Genomic DNA, 16,119 nt, shown 5'->3' with positions numbered 1-16,119 from the left:
TGTCGAATCCGCGACGGGATCAGTTCACGTCGTCGGGGTGCGCACCGACGCGGCCCGAGCCGTCGAGCGGGTCGAGGGCGTCGATCGCGGCGATCTCGGCATCCGTCAGCTCGAACCCGAAGACGTCGAGGTTCTCGCGAAGGCGCTCGGCGCGCACCGACTTCGGGAACACGATGACGCCCTTCTGCAGGTGCCAGCGCAGCACCGCCTGTGCGGGGGTGACACCGTGGGCTGCCGCGGCATCGGCGACCGCCGGAGTGCCGAACAGGTCGTACTTGCCCTGGCCGAGCGGGCCCCAGGCCTCGATCTTGATGCCGTGCGCGTCGGCCCAGGCCACGACGTCGCGCTGCTGGTAGGCCGGGTGCAGCTCGATCTGGTTCACGGCGGGGGTGACGCCGGTCTCGGACACCACGCGCTCGAGGTGCGGCACGAGGAAGTTGGAGACGCCGATGCTGCGGGTGAGGCCCGCCGCGCGCAGCTCGATGAGCTTCGCGAACGCGTGCACGTAGTCGTCCTTGGCGGGGGTCGGCCAGTGCACCAGGTACAGGTCGACGTTCTCGAGACCGAGCTTGTCGAGGCTCTCGCCGATCGCGGCGCGCGGCTCCTCGTCGTGGTGGCGGTCGTTCCAGAGCTTGGTGGTGATGTAGAGCTCGTCGCGGGCGATGCCGGATGCGGCGATCGCGGCGCCGACGCCCTCTTCGTTGCCGTAGATCGCTGCGGTGTCGATGTGGCGGTAGCCGATCTCGAGCGCTTCGCTCACGGCGCGCTCGGTTTCGTCGGCCGGCACCTTGAAGACGCCGTAGCCGAGCTGGGGGATGGACGTGCCGTCGTTGAGTTCGAGAGAGGGAATCGTCATGCATCCAGCCTAGGACGCGTGATGTCGGGCTGGGCCGGCACCGCCGCCATTCCGCGCGCGGCGAAACCGACCAGGCGCTCGAGCGGACCCCGCCCGACGAAGATCGACCAGGCGGTGGTGACGAGCAGCATCCCGACCGCGAGCACGGCCCAGAAGACGTTGCTCGTGTAGTACCCGCCGGGGCCGGTGATCAGTGCGATCGCCAGTACGTGCCCGCTGTATGCCGACAGGGGCATGGACCCGAGCGCGCCGATCGGCAGCAGCGGCCAGCGCAGCGGACGGCTGAGCAGCAGGCACAGAGCGATCACGGCGAGGGCGAAACCCCCCGAGCCCAGGATCTCGGCGGTGCCACCGCTGTGCGGCTCGACGGCGAAGACCGCGTGCAGCAGCGCCCCGAGCGGATCGGCCTGTGCGAGCGCGTCGGCGTAGCCGGGCCACCCCGACGCGGGCGGATCTTCGAACGACGAGCCCGACTCGAAGCCGCGCACGACATCGCTCCCGACGGCGCCGAGACCGTAGCCGACGATCGCCAGTGCGATGCCGCAGGCCAGGGCGATCACCGCGGTGCGCACGGTCGCGACGTGCAGGCGCCCGAGCGCCATGCCCCCGAGCACGAACGCCATCCACACCGTGATCGGGTAGCTGCCGTACAGCACGAAACCGATGCCCGCCCCGAAAGGATTCAGCGTGACGGCACCGAGCAGCGCGAGCAGCGCGGGCCCCGCGAGCGCGAGCACGCCGGCGCCGAGCAGCAGCTGCCACGGCTTCCACCGCAGGAACGGGAGGACGGCGACGTAGAGCAGCCCGTAGAGGGTGAGGATCACCGCGATCGGGGTGTTGAGGAACTCGAGGGCGAGGCCGATGAGGAAGATCACGGCACCGCGGCCGATGAGCCCGAGACGGATGCCGGGCAACCGGGCGGGGTCGGGCAGCGCGCTGCGACCGGTCATCAGGGCGATCGACACCCCCGCGAGTACGGCGAAGAGGATCGAGGAGCGCCCGTGCACGAGGTCGGTCCAGGTCGCCGGGTCGAGCCAGTCGAACGTCGACGTCTCGCCGATGTGCGCTCCGGCCATGCCGAGGATCGCGAGGCCGCGGGCCACGTCGAGGCCGAGGATGCGCGGCGGGCGGCCGAACTCGCGGAACCAGCGCACGGGAGCGCTGAGGGAAGGCGGAACGGTGGTCACCCGATGCATCGTAGGGGGTCGAGGTCGGCATACGATGAAGGGCTATGTCCTCTCCCGTGATCTCCTTCCCCCCGGAGCTGCCCGTCAGCGCGGCCCGGGCGGAGATCGCCGACGCCATCCGCGACCACCAGGTCGTGATCGTGGCCGGTGCGACGGGTTCGGGCAAGACCACGCAGCTCCCCAAGATCGCCCTCGAACTGGGGCGCGAGCGCATCGCGCACACGCAGCCGCGACGTCTCGCCGCCCGCACGATCGCGGAGCGCGTCGCCGAAGAACTCCAGGTCGAGCTGGGCACCCTCGTCGGCTACAAGGTGCGCTTCACCGACAAGGTGTCCGACGACACCCGCATCGCGCTGATGACCGACGGCATCCTGCTCAACGAGATCCACCGCGACCGGCTGCTCACCCGCTACGACACGATCATCATCGACGAGGCGCACGAGCGCTCCCTCAACGTCGACTTCCTGCTCGGCTACCTCGCGCGCATCCTGCCCGAACGCCCCGACCTCAAAGTGATCATCACCTCGGCGACGATCGACCCCGAGAGCTTCGCGAAGCACTTCTCGCGCCCGGGCGCTACTCCGCCGATCATCGAGGTCTCCGGCCGCACCTACCCGGTCGAGATCCGCTACCGTCCGCTGGTCGCCGACGGCGACGACGAGACGGATGCCCCTTCATGGGTCCCTGAGCCTGTCGAAGGGCCCGAGGACGAGGTCTCCGCGATCGTCGCGGCCCTCCGCGAACTCGACCGCGAGGAGCCCGGGGACGTGCTGGTGTTCCTCCCCGGCGAAGCCGAGATCCGCGACGCCGCCGACGCCGTGCGGGGCGCGTATTCGAAGGACCGCTCCCCCACCGAGGTGCTCCCCCTCTACGGACGCCTCTCCGCCGCCGAACAGCACCGCGTCTTCGAGCGCAGTCGGGTCGCGGGTGTGCGCCGCCGCGTCATCCTCGCGACGAACGTCGCCGAGACGAGCCTCACGGTTCCCGGCATCCGCTATGTGATCGACACCGGCACGGCCCGCATCTCGCGCTACAGCAACCGATCGAAGGTGCAGCGCCTGCCGATCGAGGCGATCTCACAGGCATCCGCGAACCAACGCTCCGGTCGCGCCGGTCGCACGAGCGACGGCATCGCGATCCGCCTGTACTCGGAGGACGACTTCGCCAAGCGGCCGGAGTTCACCGAGCCCGAGATCCTGCGCACCTCGCTCGCCTCCGTCATCCTGCAGATGCTGTCGCTCGGATTCGGCGACATCTCGGACTTCCCCTTCCTCACCCCGCCCGACTCGCGCGGTGTCAAGGCGGCGTTCGACCTGCTCACCGAACTCGGTGCGGTCGAACCGTCGCGGCGCGACGGGTCCCCGCACCTCACGCGCATCGGCCGCGACATCTCGCGCATGCCGATCGACCCGCGCTTCGCCCGCATGCTGATCGAGGCCGGGCGACACGGCGTCACCCACGATCTACTGCCGATCGTCTCGGGCATGACGATCCAGGACGTCCGCGAGCGACCGGAGGAGCGCCGCGAGGAGGCCGACCGACTGCACGCGCGCTTCGTCGACCCGACGAGCGACTTCGTCACCCTGCTCAACCTCTGGAACCACCTGCGCGAGCAGCAGCGCGAACTCGGATCCAGCGCGTTCCGCCGCCTCTGCCGCTCCGAGCACCTCAACTACGTGCGCGTGCGGGAGTGGTTCGACGTGCACCGCCAGCTCAAGACGCTGGTGAAGAGCGCCGAGCCGAAGGGCGACGGCAGCAGCGATCCCGATGCGATCCACCGGGCGATCCTCTCGGGGCTCCTCTCGCAGATCGGCCTGCTCGACGAGCGCACCGCCCCCGCCGGCAAGACGCATGCACCCGCGAAGGACAAGGGGCGCCGCATCGCGGAGTATCGCGGCGCGCGCGGCATCCGCTTCTCGATCTTCCCGGGGTCGGGTCTGCGCAAGAAGAGCCCGCGCGCGGTCATCGCCGCCGAGATCGTCGAGACCTCGCGCACCTTCGCCCGCACCGTCGCCGCGATCGATCCGGCGTGGGCCGAACCGCTCGCCGGCGACCTCGCCAAGCGTCAGGTCACCGAGCCGCACTGGTCGAAGGATGCCGGCGCCGCCGTCGCCTACGAGAAGGTGACGCTGTTCGGCCTCGAGATCATCCCGCGTCGACGCGTGCAGTTCGCCCGCATCGACCGCGCCGCCTCACGCGAGCTGTTCGTGCGGCACGCACTCGTCGAGGGCGAGTGGGATCCGAGCCGCATCGACAAGCGCGTGAGCGCGTTCTGGCGCAGCAACGCCGAGCTGCGCAAGCGACTCGAGAAGCTCGAGGAGCGCGAACGCCGCCGCGACATCCTCGCCGGCGACGAGGCGGTGTTCCGTTTCTACGACGAGCGCATCCCGGCCGAGGTCTTCGACGTGCGATCGTTCGAGACCTGGTGGCGGGAGGCGCTGGCCTCGACGCCGAAGCTCCTCGTCATGCGCGAGGCCGACCTGATCGACGACGACGGGCGAGCCTCGCAGAGCGAGTTCCCCACCCGCTGGACGCAGGGCGACCAGGTGCTCGGCCTCGCCTACCGGTTCGAGCCGGGCGCCGCCGATGACGGCGTGAGCGTGGTCGTGCCGCTCGCCCTGCTCGCGCAGATCGAGGACACCGGCTTCGACTGGCAGGTGCCGGGTCTGCGCGCCGAACTCATCACGGGCCTGCTGCGTGCGCTGCCCAAGGCGATCCGCCGCCACGTCGCGCCCGCCGCCGACTGGGCCGACAAGTTCGGCGCCGAGCTCGCGGGTCAGGGCCCCGAGGACCACGACGGCCGCCCGAGCAGGTCGTTGAAGGAGGCGCTCGCGCGCCTGATCCAGCCGCTCGCGAACCAGCTCGTCTCGGCCGCCGACTTCGAGGACGAGCGTGTGCCCGCGCACCTGCGCATGAACTTCCGCGCGGTCGACGAACGCGGGCGCGTGGCCGGGTCCAGCCGTGATCTCTCGACCCTGCAGGCGGATCTCTCCGATCGCGCCCGCAGCAGCGTCGCACGCTCGATCGCGAAGCCCGAACGCGGGCCGCGCGGGCAGGGCGGTTCCGAGGCGGTGGCCGCGGCATCCGCTCGGGGTCCGATCGAGCAGGCGGGTCTCACCGCCTGGACGTTCGGCGACCTTCCCGAGGTGCTCGACACGCGCGTCGCCGGTGGCGTCGTGCGCGGCTACCCCGCGATCGTCGACGAGGGTAAGAGCGTCGCGGTGCGCGTGGAGTCGTCGGCGGATGCCGCGGCCGACGCCACCCGCGACGGCGTGCTGCGCCTCGTGCTGCTGGCCGTGCCGTCGCCCTCGTCGTACGTGCAGCAGCACCTCACCAGTCAGGAGAAGCTCGCCCTCGCGGCTTCGCCGTACCCGTCGGCGGCCGCGCTCATCGAGGACTGCCGTGCGGCGGTGGCCAGGAAGGTGATCGACGCTTCGACAGGCTCAGCGACCGGCGGTGTCGGCATCGTGCGCACCGAAGCCGAGTTCGGGCGAGTGCGGGATGCCGTGTCGGCCGCGCTCGTCGACGAGCTGTTCGCGTGCGTCTCACTCGTCGCCCGCATCCTCACGCAGTCGCGCGACGTCGAACGCGGCATCAAGTCGCAGAACTCTCTCGCGCTCCTCGGGCCGTTGAACGACATCCGCACGCAGCTGAGCGGGCTCCTGCATGCGGGCTTCGTGTCGGCCGCCGGGGTCGACCGGATCGCGCACTTCCCCCGATACCTCAGCGGCATGGTCGACCGGTTGAAGACCCTCTCGTCGGAGCCCGGTAAGGACCGCACCCGCATGACCGAGTACGAGCGGATGGCGAAGGCCTACGAGGATGCCGGGGGCACGATCCCGCTCCCCCGCGGTGCCGCTCCGTCGCTCGTCGAGACCCGGTGGCTGCTCGAGGAGTACCGCGTGAGCGTCTTCGCCCAGCGCCTCGGCACCGCGCAGCCGGTGTCGCCGCAGCGCATCATGAAGGCGCTGGCGGGGAAGTAGGGCGGGAAACTGGCGCCGGGTAGCCTGAATCCATGGCTCGCGCGATCGTCTACACCGAAATCGGCTCCCCCGACGTCCTCCACCTCACCGAGGTGCCCGATCCCCTCGCCGGTCCCGGCGAGATCGTGGTGCGCATCGAGGCCGCGGGGGTCAACCCGATCGACGCGAAGATCCGCGGCGGACGCCGCCCCTCGCCGCCCATCACCGAGCCCCGCCCGGTCGGCTTCGACGGCGCCGGCGTCGTCGATCAGGTCGGCGACGGCGTCGAAGGCTTCGCCGTCGGCGACCGGGTCGCGATCCGCGACGCCCACGGCACCTACGCGTCCGCCCTGCTCGTGCGCCCCGAGAACCTCGCCCTCCTGCCCGACTCGGTGACAGCCGCAGAGGGCGCCGGCATCGGCATCCCCGCCGGCACCGCCTACCAGGTGCTGCGCTCGCTCGCCGTGGGACCCGACGACGTGCTGCTCGTGCACGCGGGCTCGGGCGCCGTCGGCCAGGCCGCCGTGCAGTTCGCCGTGGCGTGGGGCGCGACCGTGATCGCGACCGCCAGCCCCGCGCGCCACGAACAGCTGCGCGACCTCGGCGCGATCCCGGTGGCCTACGGCGACGGCCTGCTCGAGCGTGTGCGCGAGGCGGCACCGTCCGACGTCACCGTCGTGTTCGACGGCGCCGGCACCGACGAGGCCATCGAGGTGTCACTCGCTCTCGTCGCCGACCGCGACCGCATCGGCACGATCGTTCGCGGACCGGACGCGGCGTCGTTCGGCATCCGCGCCTTCTCGGGCGGCTCGCCGGTCCCGCTCACCGACGAGGAGCAGGCCTGGCGCGCCGAGGCGCTGCCGAAGACCATCGAACTCCTCGCCAGCGGCGACTTCGTGATCGAGCTCGGACCCGAACTGCCCCTCGCCGAGGCCGCCCGGGCCCACGAGCTCGTCGAGGCGCACGTCGCGGGCAAGATCGTGCTGGTGCCGTAGGCAGGGAACGCGCAAACTGCAGGACGGGAGGACAGTTGTCGGACATATCTCGTGAAAATGTCCGACATCTGTCATCCCGTCCTGCAAACTGACGCCGCCACGGCCGTCTGACCTCAGTCGCTCGGCGCGACCGCCCGGCCGATCGACAGCATCAGGCGGTTCGCCCAGTTGAAGAACGCCGCGCCGTGGATGACGTCGGCGATCTCGAGATCGTCGAGCCCCACGGCGCGCAGCCGCTCGACCTCGGCCACCCCGAAGGAGCTGGGGGTGTCGGTCAGCGCGACGGATGCCGCGACGATCGCGTTCCACCGCTCCCCGAGATCCGCCCCCACGCCCTCGTCGAGCAGAAGGTCGACATCGTCGGGACGCTTGCCGTGGTGCGCTGCGAAGCGGGAGTGCACCGAGGCGCAGAAGACGCACCCGTTGCGACGCGAGGTGGCCGTCGCGGCGAGCTCGCGATCGGCGCGCGGCAACCCCTCCGCGACGTTGTAGAAGATGTCGTTGTCGACGAGCGTGCGGGCCTTGAGCACCTCGGGATCACGCGCGAGCAGCCGGAAGTAGTCGTTCTTCGCGCGCGCCGCATCGACCAAACCCTCGTAGTGTCGATCGGTCAGCTCCTCGACCGCGAGCGGGGCGAGATGCGGTGTCCACCCGACGTTCGCGCGCGTGAACGCGTGCGGATGCGGCGAATCGGCGTGCCGCAACGGGCTGGCCGTACGAGCATCGACAGAGGTCGGAGATGTCATGCGAGAACCTTCAATCCGGTGACGACGCGCTGCTGGAACGCGAGGAACGAGACGAGCTGCGAGAGGGTGACGATGCCGTCGGCCGACCACCCCGCTTCGACGAGACGACCCAGGTCGTCTCCGGAGGCCTCGCGCGGGCGCAGCACGAGCAGGTGCGCGTGCGCGAGGGCCGCGGCGAGGCGCTCCCCGAGAGCGGCGACCGCGGCATCCAACGGGGTGTAGCGCGATCCATCGGTGTTCTCGGACTGCAGACCCAGCTCGGTGTACGCGCCGAAGGGACCCGTGACCGCGGCGGACGCGGCCTCGGCGAGCGCGACCGCCGAGCGCTCGGCATCCGCCTCCTGTGCCCGCGCGGCGTAGAACGCCGCCGTCGGGTCGGCGCCGGCGAGAGCCGTCGTGAACGCCGCGACGATCTCGCGCTCGGCCTGTGACACCTCCGCATCCGAGACGGGTGCGAACAGCGCATCGAAGCTCGCCTGCAGCTGATCGCGGGTGACGGGGCGACGGCGTCGCAGAGCATCCAGCTCCGGCGTCACCCCCACGATCCGGTCGACGACGTCCTGAGTCATTTGTTCTCCTCGAGTGTGTGGGATGTGAGCGTCTGGGACACGGAATAGCCGAGAGCCGGGGCGACCTCGCCCGCGAAGAGCTCGATCGAGCGCAGCACGTGCTCGTGCGGGGCATCGACGGAATGCACCTGGAAGGCGACCTCGGTCGCCCGGGCGAGGGTGGTGTCGGCGGCGAGCGACTCGGCCACCTGCTCGGGCGTGCCGAGGTGGGTGTCGAGCGACGTGATCAGCTCGTCGAGGCTGTCGCCCGGGATCCTCTGCCCCTGCGCGCGGAACCCCTCGGCGGCGCGGCGCAGCCCGACCTCGGCGAAGCGCAGCGCCTCGGCACGGTCGTCGGCGACGAACACCGTGCGCGACGCCGTGATGCGCGGGGCGACGCCGTCGGGCAGCGCGGCGAGATAGGTGTCGATGATCAGATCCTGCAGCGCCGACAGTGGCGCATGCGGCGCCTCCGCCGAGCGCGGCTGGGTGCGCGAGAGCAGCAGTCCGTGCCCGCGGATGCCGGCGCGATGACCACCGGGGGCCGAGAAGGTCGCCTGCCAGACGCGTTCGGCGAGCGTGGAGGTGTCGGGATAGATCGCGTTGCCCGCACCGACGTCGCGCCCCTCCAGCGCGTCGACCAGTACCTGGAGCTTGCGGTCGTAGGTGGCGGCCTTCGCGCGCACGTCCTCCCCGAAGGGCACGAACGACGACGGGGTGCCGCCGCTGCCGAGACCGAGATCGACCCGCCCGCCCGAGAGCAGATCGGCGACGGCGGCATCCTCCGCGACCCGCACCGGATCCTCCAACGGCAGCGTCACCACTCCGGTTCCGAGGCGGATGCGCGCGGTCTGCGCGGCGACGTGCGCGAGGAACACGAGCGGCGAGGGCAGCCCGCCCTCCGCGGCGTGGAAGTGGTGCTGGGCGACCCAGGCGCGGCCGATCCCGTGCCGTTCCGCGTGCTGGATCTGCGCGGTCGCGAGCGCGTACCGCTCGGACGGTGGCGCATCGTCGAGCAGCCGCGTGAAGAAGGCGACGGTGGGAGCGGATGCCGTCATGCGGGCACCTCCGTTCTGCCGGGGACCGCGGCGAGCAGTTCCCGGGTGTAGTCGTGCTGGGGGTCGTGGAAGAGTTCCTCGGTCGCGCCCTCCTCGACGATGCGCCCGTGACGCATCACCGAGACCGTGTGACTGATGCGGCGGACGACCGCGAGGTCGTGCGAGATGAAGAGGTAGGTGAGCCCGAGCTCGCTCTGCAGCGAGGCGAGCAGCTCGAGGATGCGGGCCTGCACCGTGACGTCGAGAGCGGAGACCGCCTCGTCGAGCACGACGATCTCGGGGTCGATCGCCAGCGCGCGGGCGATCGCGACGCGCTGGCGCTGACCGCCCGACAACTCGCTCGGTCGGCGCTGCGCGAGATCCTGCGGCAGCGAGACCCGATCGAGCAGGGCGAGGGCTCGCTCCCGCCGCTCGGCACTGCTGCCCACGCGGAAGCTCTGCAGCGGCTCGGCGACGATGTCGACCACGCGCTGCCGCGGATCGAGCGAGGCGAACGGGTTCTGGTAGACGAGCTGGATGCGCCGGCGCAGCGCCCGCAGGCGCTCCCGTGACGCATCGGTCACATCCACGCCGTCGACCTCGATCGTGCCGTGATCCGGCTGCAGGAACCGCGTGACCAGGCGCGCGGTCGTGGTCTTGCCGGAGCCGGACTCCCCCACCAGCGCGTGCGTGGTGCCCTTGCGCACCCGGAACGACACGTCGTCGACGGCGCAGAAGCGCTCCCGCCCCGCCACCCGGAACTCCTTGACCAGGTTCTGGGCCACGATCGCATACGGCTTCTCGGCCGCGACCGCCGCCGCATCGCGCAGGAACGGCGGCGCCTCGGGGCGCCGGAAGCCCGTCGTGAACGCGGGAGCGTCGGCGAGGAGCTGGCGGGTGTAGGCATCCGTCGGCGCCTCCAGCACCCGCCCGCTCGCACCCTGCTCGACGATGCGGCCGTCCTTGAGCACGACGATCCGCTGCGCGCGATCGGCCGCGACACCCAGGTCGTGGGTGACGAGCAGGATGCTGGTGCCCTCCTCCTCGCGCAGCTCGTCGAGCAGGTCGAGCACACGGCGCTGCACCGTGGCATCCAGCGCACTCGTCGGTTCATCGGCGATCAGCAGTCGGGGTCGCAGGGCGATCGCCGTCGCGATCAGCACGCGCTGCCGCATGCCGCCGGAGAGCTCGTGCGGGTACTGCTGGGCGCGCAGCGCCGGATCGTCGATGCCGACCCGGTCGAGCAGTTCGATCACCCGCGCGCGGTGGGCCCGGCGATCGCGGTGGCCGTGCAGCCGCAGGATCTCCTCGACCTGCGCACCGATCGGACGCACCGGATCGAGCGAGGTCACCGGATCCTGCGGCACGAGACCGATCTCCGGACCGCGGATGCCGCGCAGGGCACGGTCGCTCCAGCCGGCGATCTCGAGTTCGCCGAGGCGTACGCTGCCGCCGTCGACCCGTCCCCCGGCGGGGAGCAGACCCAGGATCGCGTGCGCGGTCGTGGACTTGCCCGATCCCGACTCGCCCACGAGGGCGAGGGTCTCACCCTCGGCGATCTCGAACGAGACGCCGTGGACGACCTCGCGGGCGCCGTAGCCGACCGTGAGATCCTGCACGGAGAGAACAGCGGACGCACTCATCGGACGTTCCTTCCCAGCCGGTGGCTGATCCTGTTGGCGCTGAGCACGACGGCCACGACCACGAGGCCGGGCAGCGCGGTGAGCCACCAGGCGGTCGCGACGTAGTTGCGGCCCTCGGCGATCAGCAGACCCCACTCGGGGGTGGGCGGTGGGGCGCCGTAGCCGAGGAAGCCGAGGGTGGAGATCGCGAGGATCGCGGTGCCGAACTGCAGGGCGGCGAGCGCGGCGATCGGGGTGAGCGAGTTGGGCAGCACGTGCCGCCGCAGCACGGTGACGAAGGTGCCGCCGCTGCCGTACGCGGCTTCGACGTACTCGGTGCGGCGCACTCGCGCGACCTCGGCGCGCATGAGACGCGCGAACGCCGCGACGCTGCCGAGACCCACGGCGATGGCCGCGTTCACGGTGCCGAACCCGAGCAGGATGATCACCGACAGCGAGAGCAGCAGGCCCGGGATCGCGAGGAGAACGTCGACGACCCGCATGAGGATGTCGTCGATCACTCCGCCCAGCGCCCCCGCGACCGCACCGATGAGGGTGCCGAGGGCGAGGCCGACGGTCACCGCGATCAGAGCGCCGGAGAGCGAATGGACGGCGCCGTGCACGACACGGCCGAAGAGGTCGCGGCCGAGGGTGTCGGTGCCGAACCAGTGCGCAGCGCTCGGCGGCAGCAGCTTGTCGGCCGGCACCGCATCGATCGGGCTGCCCGGCGCGAAGACCCCGGGCACCACGGCCCACAGCACGGCGAGCGCGACGACGAGGAACGAGAGGTACAGCCCCCACGGACGCGCGCGCGGTGACCAGCGTCGGCGTCGCCGCGAGGATTCGGGGGCCGCGGCATCCGTCTGTTCGGCCGTCTGCTCGATGAGGGCGTTCTCCGTGTCGGCGTTCTCTGTATCGGCGTTCTCTGTATCGGGAGGCGAGACGGAGACGGTCATGCGGGGACCTCCTGGGTGGTCGGGGAGGGCGCGGCCGGCGACGCGGCGGATGCCCGTCGCGGCCGCGTGCGGGCCGTTCGTCGCTGCCGCGGATCGATGAGCGGCGTGACGAGGTCGACGGCGAAGCTGATGATGACGAACCCGAGCGCCGACAGCAGCACGACGCCCTGCAGCACCGGGATGTCCTGGTTGGCGACGGCTTGCTCGGTGAGCCGGCCGACGCCCGAGCGGCCGAACACCGTTTCGGTCACGACCGCCCCGCCGACCAACTCACCGAACAGCACGCCGGCGATCGTGAGCACCGGCAGAGCGGCGTTGCGGGCCACGGAGCGCGTGAGCACCCACACAGGCGGCGCCCCCTTGGCGCGCACCACCGTGATGAAGGGTTGCGCCTGCACCTGATCGATCGCGCGCACGAGCACCTGCGCCAGCGGAGCCGAGATCGGCACCGCGAGCGTGAGCACGGGAAGGATCAGGCCGCTCACCGGATCCGCACCTACGACCGGCACCCAGCCGAGCCCGAACGAGAAGACCTGGATGAGCAGGATGCCGAGCCAGAACACCGGCACCGCGACGAAGAGCCCCGGCACCTGTCGCAGACCGTCGCGCAGCCACCCGAACGGCGACAGCGACGACAGGCCCGCGACGAGCACCGCGATCAGCAGCGCGACCACGAGGCCCAGCGAGGCGAGCAGCAGCGTCTGCGGCAGCGCCTCGGCGAGCATCGTCAGCACCGGGGTGCCGAACTGGGTCGAATAGCCGAAGTCCCCCGCGAGGAACCCCAGTCCCGCGTGCAGGTACTGCTCCCACCAGGGCAGGTCCGCCCCGTAGGTGGCGCGGATGCTGTCGAGCTGTTCGGGAGAGAGCCCGAGGCTCGGGTCCGAGAACTTGATCAGGATCGCGTCGCCCGGCAGCAGCTGCAGCAGGAAGAAGGTGGCCGTGAAGGCCGCGATCAGAACGATCGCGGCCTGCCCGGCTCGTCGGAGGACGAAGGTCATCAGTGCTCCTGCAGCCAGACGCCCGAGAACGTCGGACGGGCGACGGACTCGAAGTCCACGCCCTGCACGTAGGTGGCGGCGCCGTACACCTGCGGCTCCTCGAACAGCGGGATCACGTACGCCTGCTCGGCGATGTAGTCCTGCGCGGCCTCGGTGGCCGCGACGCGCTCGTCGGCGTCGGGCTCGGAGGCGATCGCGAGCAGCAGCGCGTCGAGTTCGGCGTCCTGCGAGATCAGCACGTCGCGGTTCTTCGTGAAGTACTGGCTCTTGATCACGTCGAGATCGGCCCGGCCGACCATCGAGTGGTAGAAGCCGGTCTTGAGCGGGTCGCGCGTGTCTTCGGCGTAGGTGCCGGCGTCGCCGGGCTTGACGGTCAGTTCGACGCCGATCTTCGCGAGCTGCTGGCCGACCAGTTCGAGCGACTGCTTCGACAGCGGCTGCGGCTTGGCCTCGTAGACGGTGATCGACAGGCGCTCGCCGTCCTTCTCGCGGATGCCGTCGGCTCCGGGCTCCCACCCGGCCTCGTCGAGCAGCTCCTCGGCCTTCTCGGGGTCGTACGCGTAGTGCTCCGACTCGTCCTTGTAGCCCAGCGCCTGCGACGAGAGCACCGACGTCGCCACCGGGTAGTTCTCGGTGAAGAGCGTGTCGACGACCTCCTGCGCGTCGACGCCGGCGATGATCGCCTGGCGCACGCGGATGTCTGCGAGCAGCGGGTTCTCGGGGCGCAGCGCGATCGAGTTGTTCACGCCGCGGGTCTGCGGGGCGTAGAGCGTGAAACCCGCGGCCTCGACGCGGTCCTCGTCGAACGCCTGCACGTAGCGCACGTAGTCGGCCTGACCCGAGAGCAGTGAGCCGATGCGCACGGAATCCTCGGGGGTGATGAGCACGTGCACGGCGTCGAGGTAGGGACGACCCTGGTTCTCGGCGCTTTCCGGCGCCCAGGCGTAGTCCTCGCGCGCGGCGAGCGTGTACTCGGTGCCGAGCTTCTCGTCCGAGACGGTGAAGGGGCCCGCGCCGACGATGTCGGCGGCGTTGCCCGCCCCGAAGTCCTCGATCGTGCCGTCGAGCGTGTCGGACGACAGCAGCCCCGAGTTGATCGTCGAGGTCGCCTGCAGGAATCCGGGCGACGGCGCCGTGAAGCGGAACGTCACGGTGTCGTCGTCGACGACCTCGCTGCTGGCGTAGTTGTTGATCGCCTCGGAGATCGTGAGTCCGCGATCGGCGTCGCCGAGGCCGTAGGTGTCGAAGTTCTTCGCCACGACCGCGGCGTCGACCGGGGTGCCGTCCGAGAACGTCACGTCGGGCTTGAGATCGAAGGTGTACTCGGTGGCGTCGTCGTTCACGGTCCAGTCGGCCGCGATCCACGGCTCGATCTCGAGCGTCTCGGGGTTCTGCCATGTGAGGCGGGCGGCGATGTTGTTGACGATGCCGCCGTTGGGGTAGAAGCCGGCCTGCGGCGGGTAGAGGTTCGTGTACGCCTGGTGCTCGAGGTAGGTGAGCGTGCCTCCCTCGACGGGGTCGCCCGCCTCGATGGGCACGTCGGACGGGGCCTGCGACGAGGAGCAGGCGACGAGGCTCGCCGCGAGGGCGAACGGGAGTACGAGGGCGGCGACGCGGGTGATGCGACGTGTCATGCGAGGGTCCTCCGGAGGGGTGTGCGGTGCGGGATGGGGTTCACGTTAGGCAGAGCGATCAGTGCCGTGCGGCGGCGGGGTCACGCGTCGACACCGCTCGACACGAGCCGACTCGACCCGACTCGCGGGGTAACACTCAGGCGCTCCCGGAGGGTCGATCCCTCGCGTCCGAGCAGCCCGCGACGGCGCAGTTCGGGGGCCGCGAGACGCGTGAACGCCTCGAACTGCGCCGGCTGGAAGGCCGAGAGCACGTTGAAGCCGTCGGCGGCGCCGGCATCGCGCCACGTCTCGAAGTGGTCGGCGACGGATGCCGCACTCCCCACCACGAACGCACCGGGCACGGCGTGCGCCGCGACCAGGTGCCGCCAGGTGAGCGACGTGCCGCGAAGAGCCCCGTCCACCGTGAGCCGGGCGATGCGGGCGAGGCGCTCGATCAGCGCCGCTCCCCCCTCGCCCAGTCGCTCGGCGTCGGCGGCCGTCACCGGGGCGTCGAAGGCCGCGGACCGGAGCGGATCGTCGGCCGCGACGCCGAGCGCATCCGCGAAGGCGGCGACCGATCGGTTCGCCGGGAACGCGGGACGTTCGCGCTGATGCTCCTCGGCCAGCGGGACGAGCGAGAGCAACCGCACCACGATGGCCTGGGCCTCGGCATCCGTCTCCCCCACCACGGGCAGCACCGGGGCGATGACCCGCACCGCCTCCGGTGACCGTCCGGCCTCGGCCGCGAGCAGCCGGAGGCCCGTGCGCGTCGCCACCGCATCGGCCAGCGACGGAGCTGCGATGAGGGCGAGGTCGGCCTCGGTCGCAGCGAGCGCGCGCGAGCGCGGCGAGGTGCCCGCGTGCACGATCGGCAGGCGCCCCTGCGGGGGCCGCGCGACGTTCAGCGGGCCGGTCACGCGCACGTGCGCCCCCTCGACCCCGGCCTCGCGGAGCCCGTCGGGGTCGATGAGCACGCCGCGATCGGCATCCGCGATCCAGGCGTCGGCGCTCCACGAGTCCCACAGCCGGTCGAGCGCCGTGACGAACTCCTCGGCGCGGTCATAGCGGTTCTCGTTGTCGGCGTGCGCGTCGCGGCCGTGGTTGCCGGCCGCCCGCGGCTCGACGCCGGTGACGAGGTTCACCCCGGCGCGACCCCCGGTGAGCACGTCGAGCGAGGCGAGCGCCCTGGCCGTCGCATAGGGGTCGGCGTAGGTCGTGTTGACCGTGGCGATCAGCCCGATCCGGGAGGTGACCCCGGCGAGGAAGAGCACCGCGCTCAACGGATCGATGCGCGCCAGCAGGTAGGGGTCGCGGAACTCCAGATCGGGCCCGGTCGCGAGCCAGTCGCCGAAGAAGAGGTAGTCGAGGCCCGCCTCCTCACCCAGCTCGGCGATGCGTCGGAGCACCGCGGCGTCGCCCGCGGGGTCGCGATGGGCGCCGGGGTGGCGCCAGCCGGAGGGGTAGGCGCCGAGGGTGCGCACCATGGCGCCGATGATGAGTGGTTCGGTCATGCCGCCACGGTAGGAGCGCGGATCGCCCCCTGCTCGATCGGTGAAGCCGCGGGTCACGGGGCGCAACAGACCGACATACGCCCCGCAC

12 protein-coding genes are annotated in these 16,119 nt (G+C 71.3%); 2 read left to right on the top strand and 10 right to left on the bottom strand.

Going from position 1 to position 16,119, the window contains the following annotated elements:
* Positions 1 to 19: 19 nt before the first annotated feature.
* Positions 20 to 856, bottom strand: a complete 837-nt coding sequence (locus tag ACIQTT_RS15765; protein ID WP_402792141.1) for an aldo/keto reductase — start codon at positions 854 to 856, stop codon at positions 20 to 22.
* Positions 853 to 2,043 (bottom strand): heparan-alpha-glucosaminide N-acetyltransferase domain-containing protein, encoded by a 1,191-nt coding sequence (locus tag ACIQTT_RS15760; RefSeq protein ID WP_402792140.1) that lies wholly within the window; start codon positions 2,041 to 2,043, stop codon positions 853 to 855. The genes ACIQTT_RS15765 and ACIQTT_RS15760 overlap by 4 nt, the downstream gene beginning before the upstream one ends.
* Positions 2,044 to 2,087: 44 nt before the next feature.
* On the opposite strand from ACIQTT_RS15760, the gene hrpA reads away from it, so the two are divergent.
* Together hrpA and ACIQTT_RS15750 are read left to right on the top strand one after the other, a co-directional pair.
* On the top strand, positions 2,088 to 6,026 hold the full coding sequence (gene hrpA, locus ACIQTT_RS15755) for an ATP-dependent RNA helicase HrpA (protein WP_402792137.1): 3,939 nt from the start codon (positions 2,088 to 2,090) through the stop codon (positions 6,024 to 6,026).
* Between the two features lie 32 nt (positions 6,027 to 6,058).
* Positions 6,059 to 7,000, top strand: a complete 942-nt coding sequence (locus tag ACIQTT_RS15750) for a zinc-binding alcohol dehydrogenase family protein (protein WP_402792134.1) — start codon at positions 6,059 to 6,061, stop codon at positions 6,998 to 7,000.
* Positions 7,001 to 7,113: 113 nt separating this feature from the next.
* Here ACIQTT_RS15750 and ACIQTT_RS15745 read toward each other — a convergent pair whose 3' ends face one another.
* From ACIQTT_RS15745 to ACIQTT_RS15710, 8 genes are all read right to left on the bottom strand, one after another.
* A complete protein-coding gene (locus ACIQTT_RS15745; protein WP_402792132.1) occupies positions 7,114 to 7,746 on the bottom strand; it encodes an alkylhydroperoxidase domain protein in 633 nt (210 codons plus the stop codon).
* Positions 7,743 to 8,315 (bottom strand): CMD domain protein, encoded by a 573-nt coding sequence (locus tag ACIQTT_RS15740; RefSeq protein ID WP_402792130.1) that lies wholly within the window; start codon positions 8,313 to 8,315, stop codon positions 7,743 to 7,745. Before ACIQTT_RS15740 ends, ACIQTT_RS15745 begins: the two co-directional genes overlap by 4 nt.
* Positions 8,312 to 9,352: a putative FMN-dependent luciferase-like monooxygenase gene (locus ACIQTT_RS15735; RefSeq protein ID WP_402792128.1), complete on the bottom strand. Its 1,041-nt coding sequence runs from the start codon at positions 9,350 to 9,352 to the stop codon at positions 8,312 to 8,314. The genes ACIQTT_RS15740 and ACIQTT_RS15735 overlap by 4 nt, the downstream gene beginning before the upstream one ends.
* Positions 9,349 to 10,974, bottom strand: coding sequence for a dipeptide ABC transporter ATP-binding protein (locus tag ACIQTT_RS15730; RefSeq protein ID WP_402792126.1), 1,626 nt, complete (start codon positions 10,972 to 10,974; stop codon positions 9,349 to 9,351). Before ACIQTT_RS15730 ends, ACIQTT_RS15735 begins: the two co-directional genes overlap by 4 nt.
* Positions 10,971 to 11,909, bottom strand: a complete 939-nt coding sequence (locus ACIQTT_RS15725) for an ABC transporter permease (RefSeq protein WP_402792123.1) — start codon at positions 11,907 to 11,909, stop codon at positions 10,971 to 10,973. Before ACIQTT_RS15725 ends, ACIQTT_RS15730 begins: the two co-directional genes overlap by 4 nt.
* Positions 11,906 to 12,907, bottom strand: coding sequence for an ABC transporter permease (locus ACIQTT_RS15720; protein WP_402792120.1), 1,002 nt, complete (start codon positions 12,905 to 12,907; stop codon positions 11,906 to 11,908). Before ACIQTT_RS15720 ends, ACIQTT_RS15725 begins: the two co-directional genes overlap by 4 nt.
* The gene (locus tag ACIQTT_RS15715; protein ID WP_402792118.1) at positions 12,907 to 14,541 is read right to left on the bottom strand and encodes a TIGR04028 family ABC transporter substrate-binding protein; all 1,635 of its coding nucleotides are present in this window, start codon (positions 14,539 to 14,541) and stop codon (positions 12,907 to 12,909) included. The genes ACIQTT_RS15720 and ACIQTT_RS15715 overlap by 1 nt, the downstream gene beginning before the upstream one ends.
* 80 nt (positions 14,542 to 14,621) lie before the next feature.
* Positions 14,622 to 16,031, bottom strand: coding sequence for an NtaA/DmoA family FMN-dependent monooxygenase (locus tag ACIQTT_RS15710; protein ID WP_402792116.1), 1,410 nt, complete (start codon positions 16,029 to 16,031; stop codon positions 14,622 to 14,624).
* Positions 16,032 to 16,119 lie beyond the last annotated feature (88 nt).

The sequence above is a fragment of the Microbacterium sp. NPDC090225 genome (genome assembly GCF_044772365.1).
GTDB lineage: Bacteria > Actinomycetota > Actinomycetes > Actinomycetales > Microbacteriaceae > Microbacterium.
This window is presented reverse-complemented; position numbering and strand designations above follow the sequence as displayed.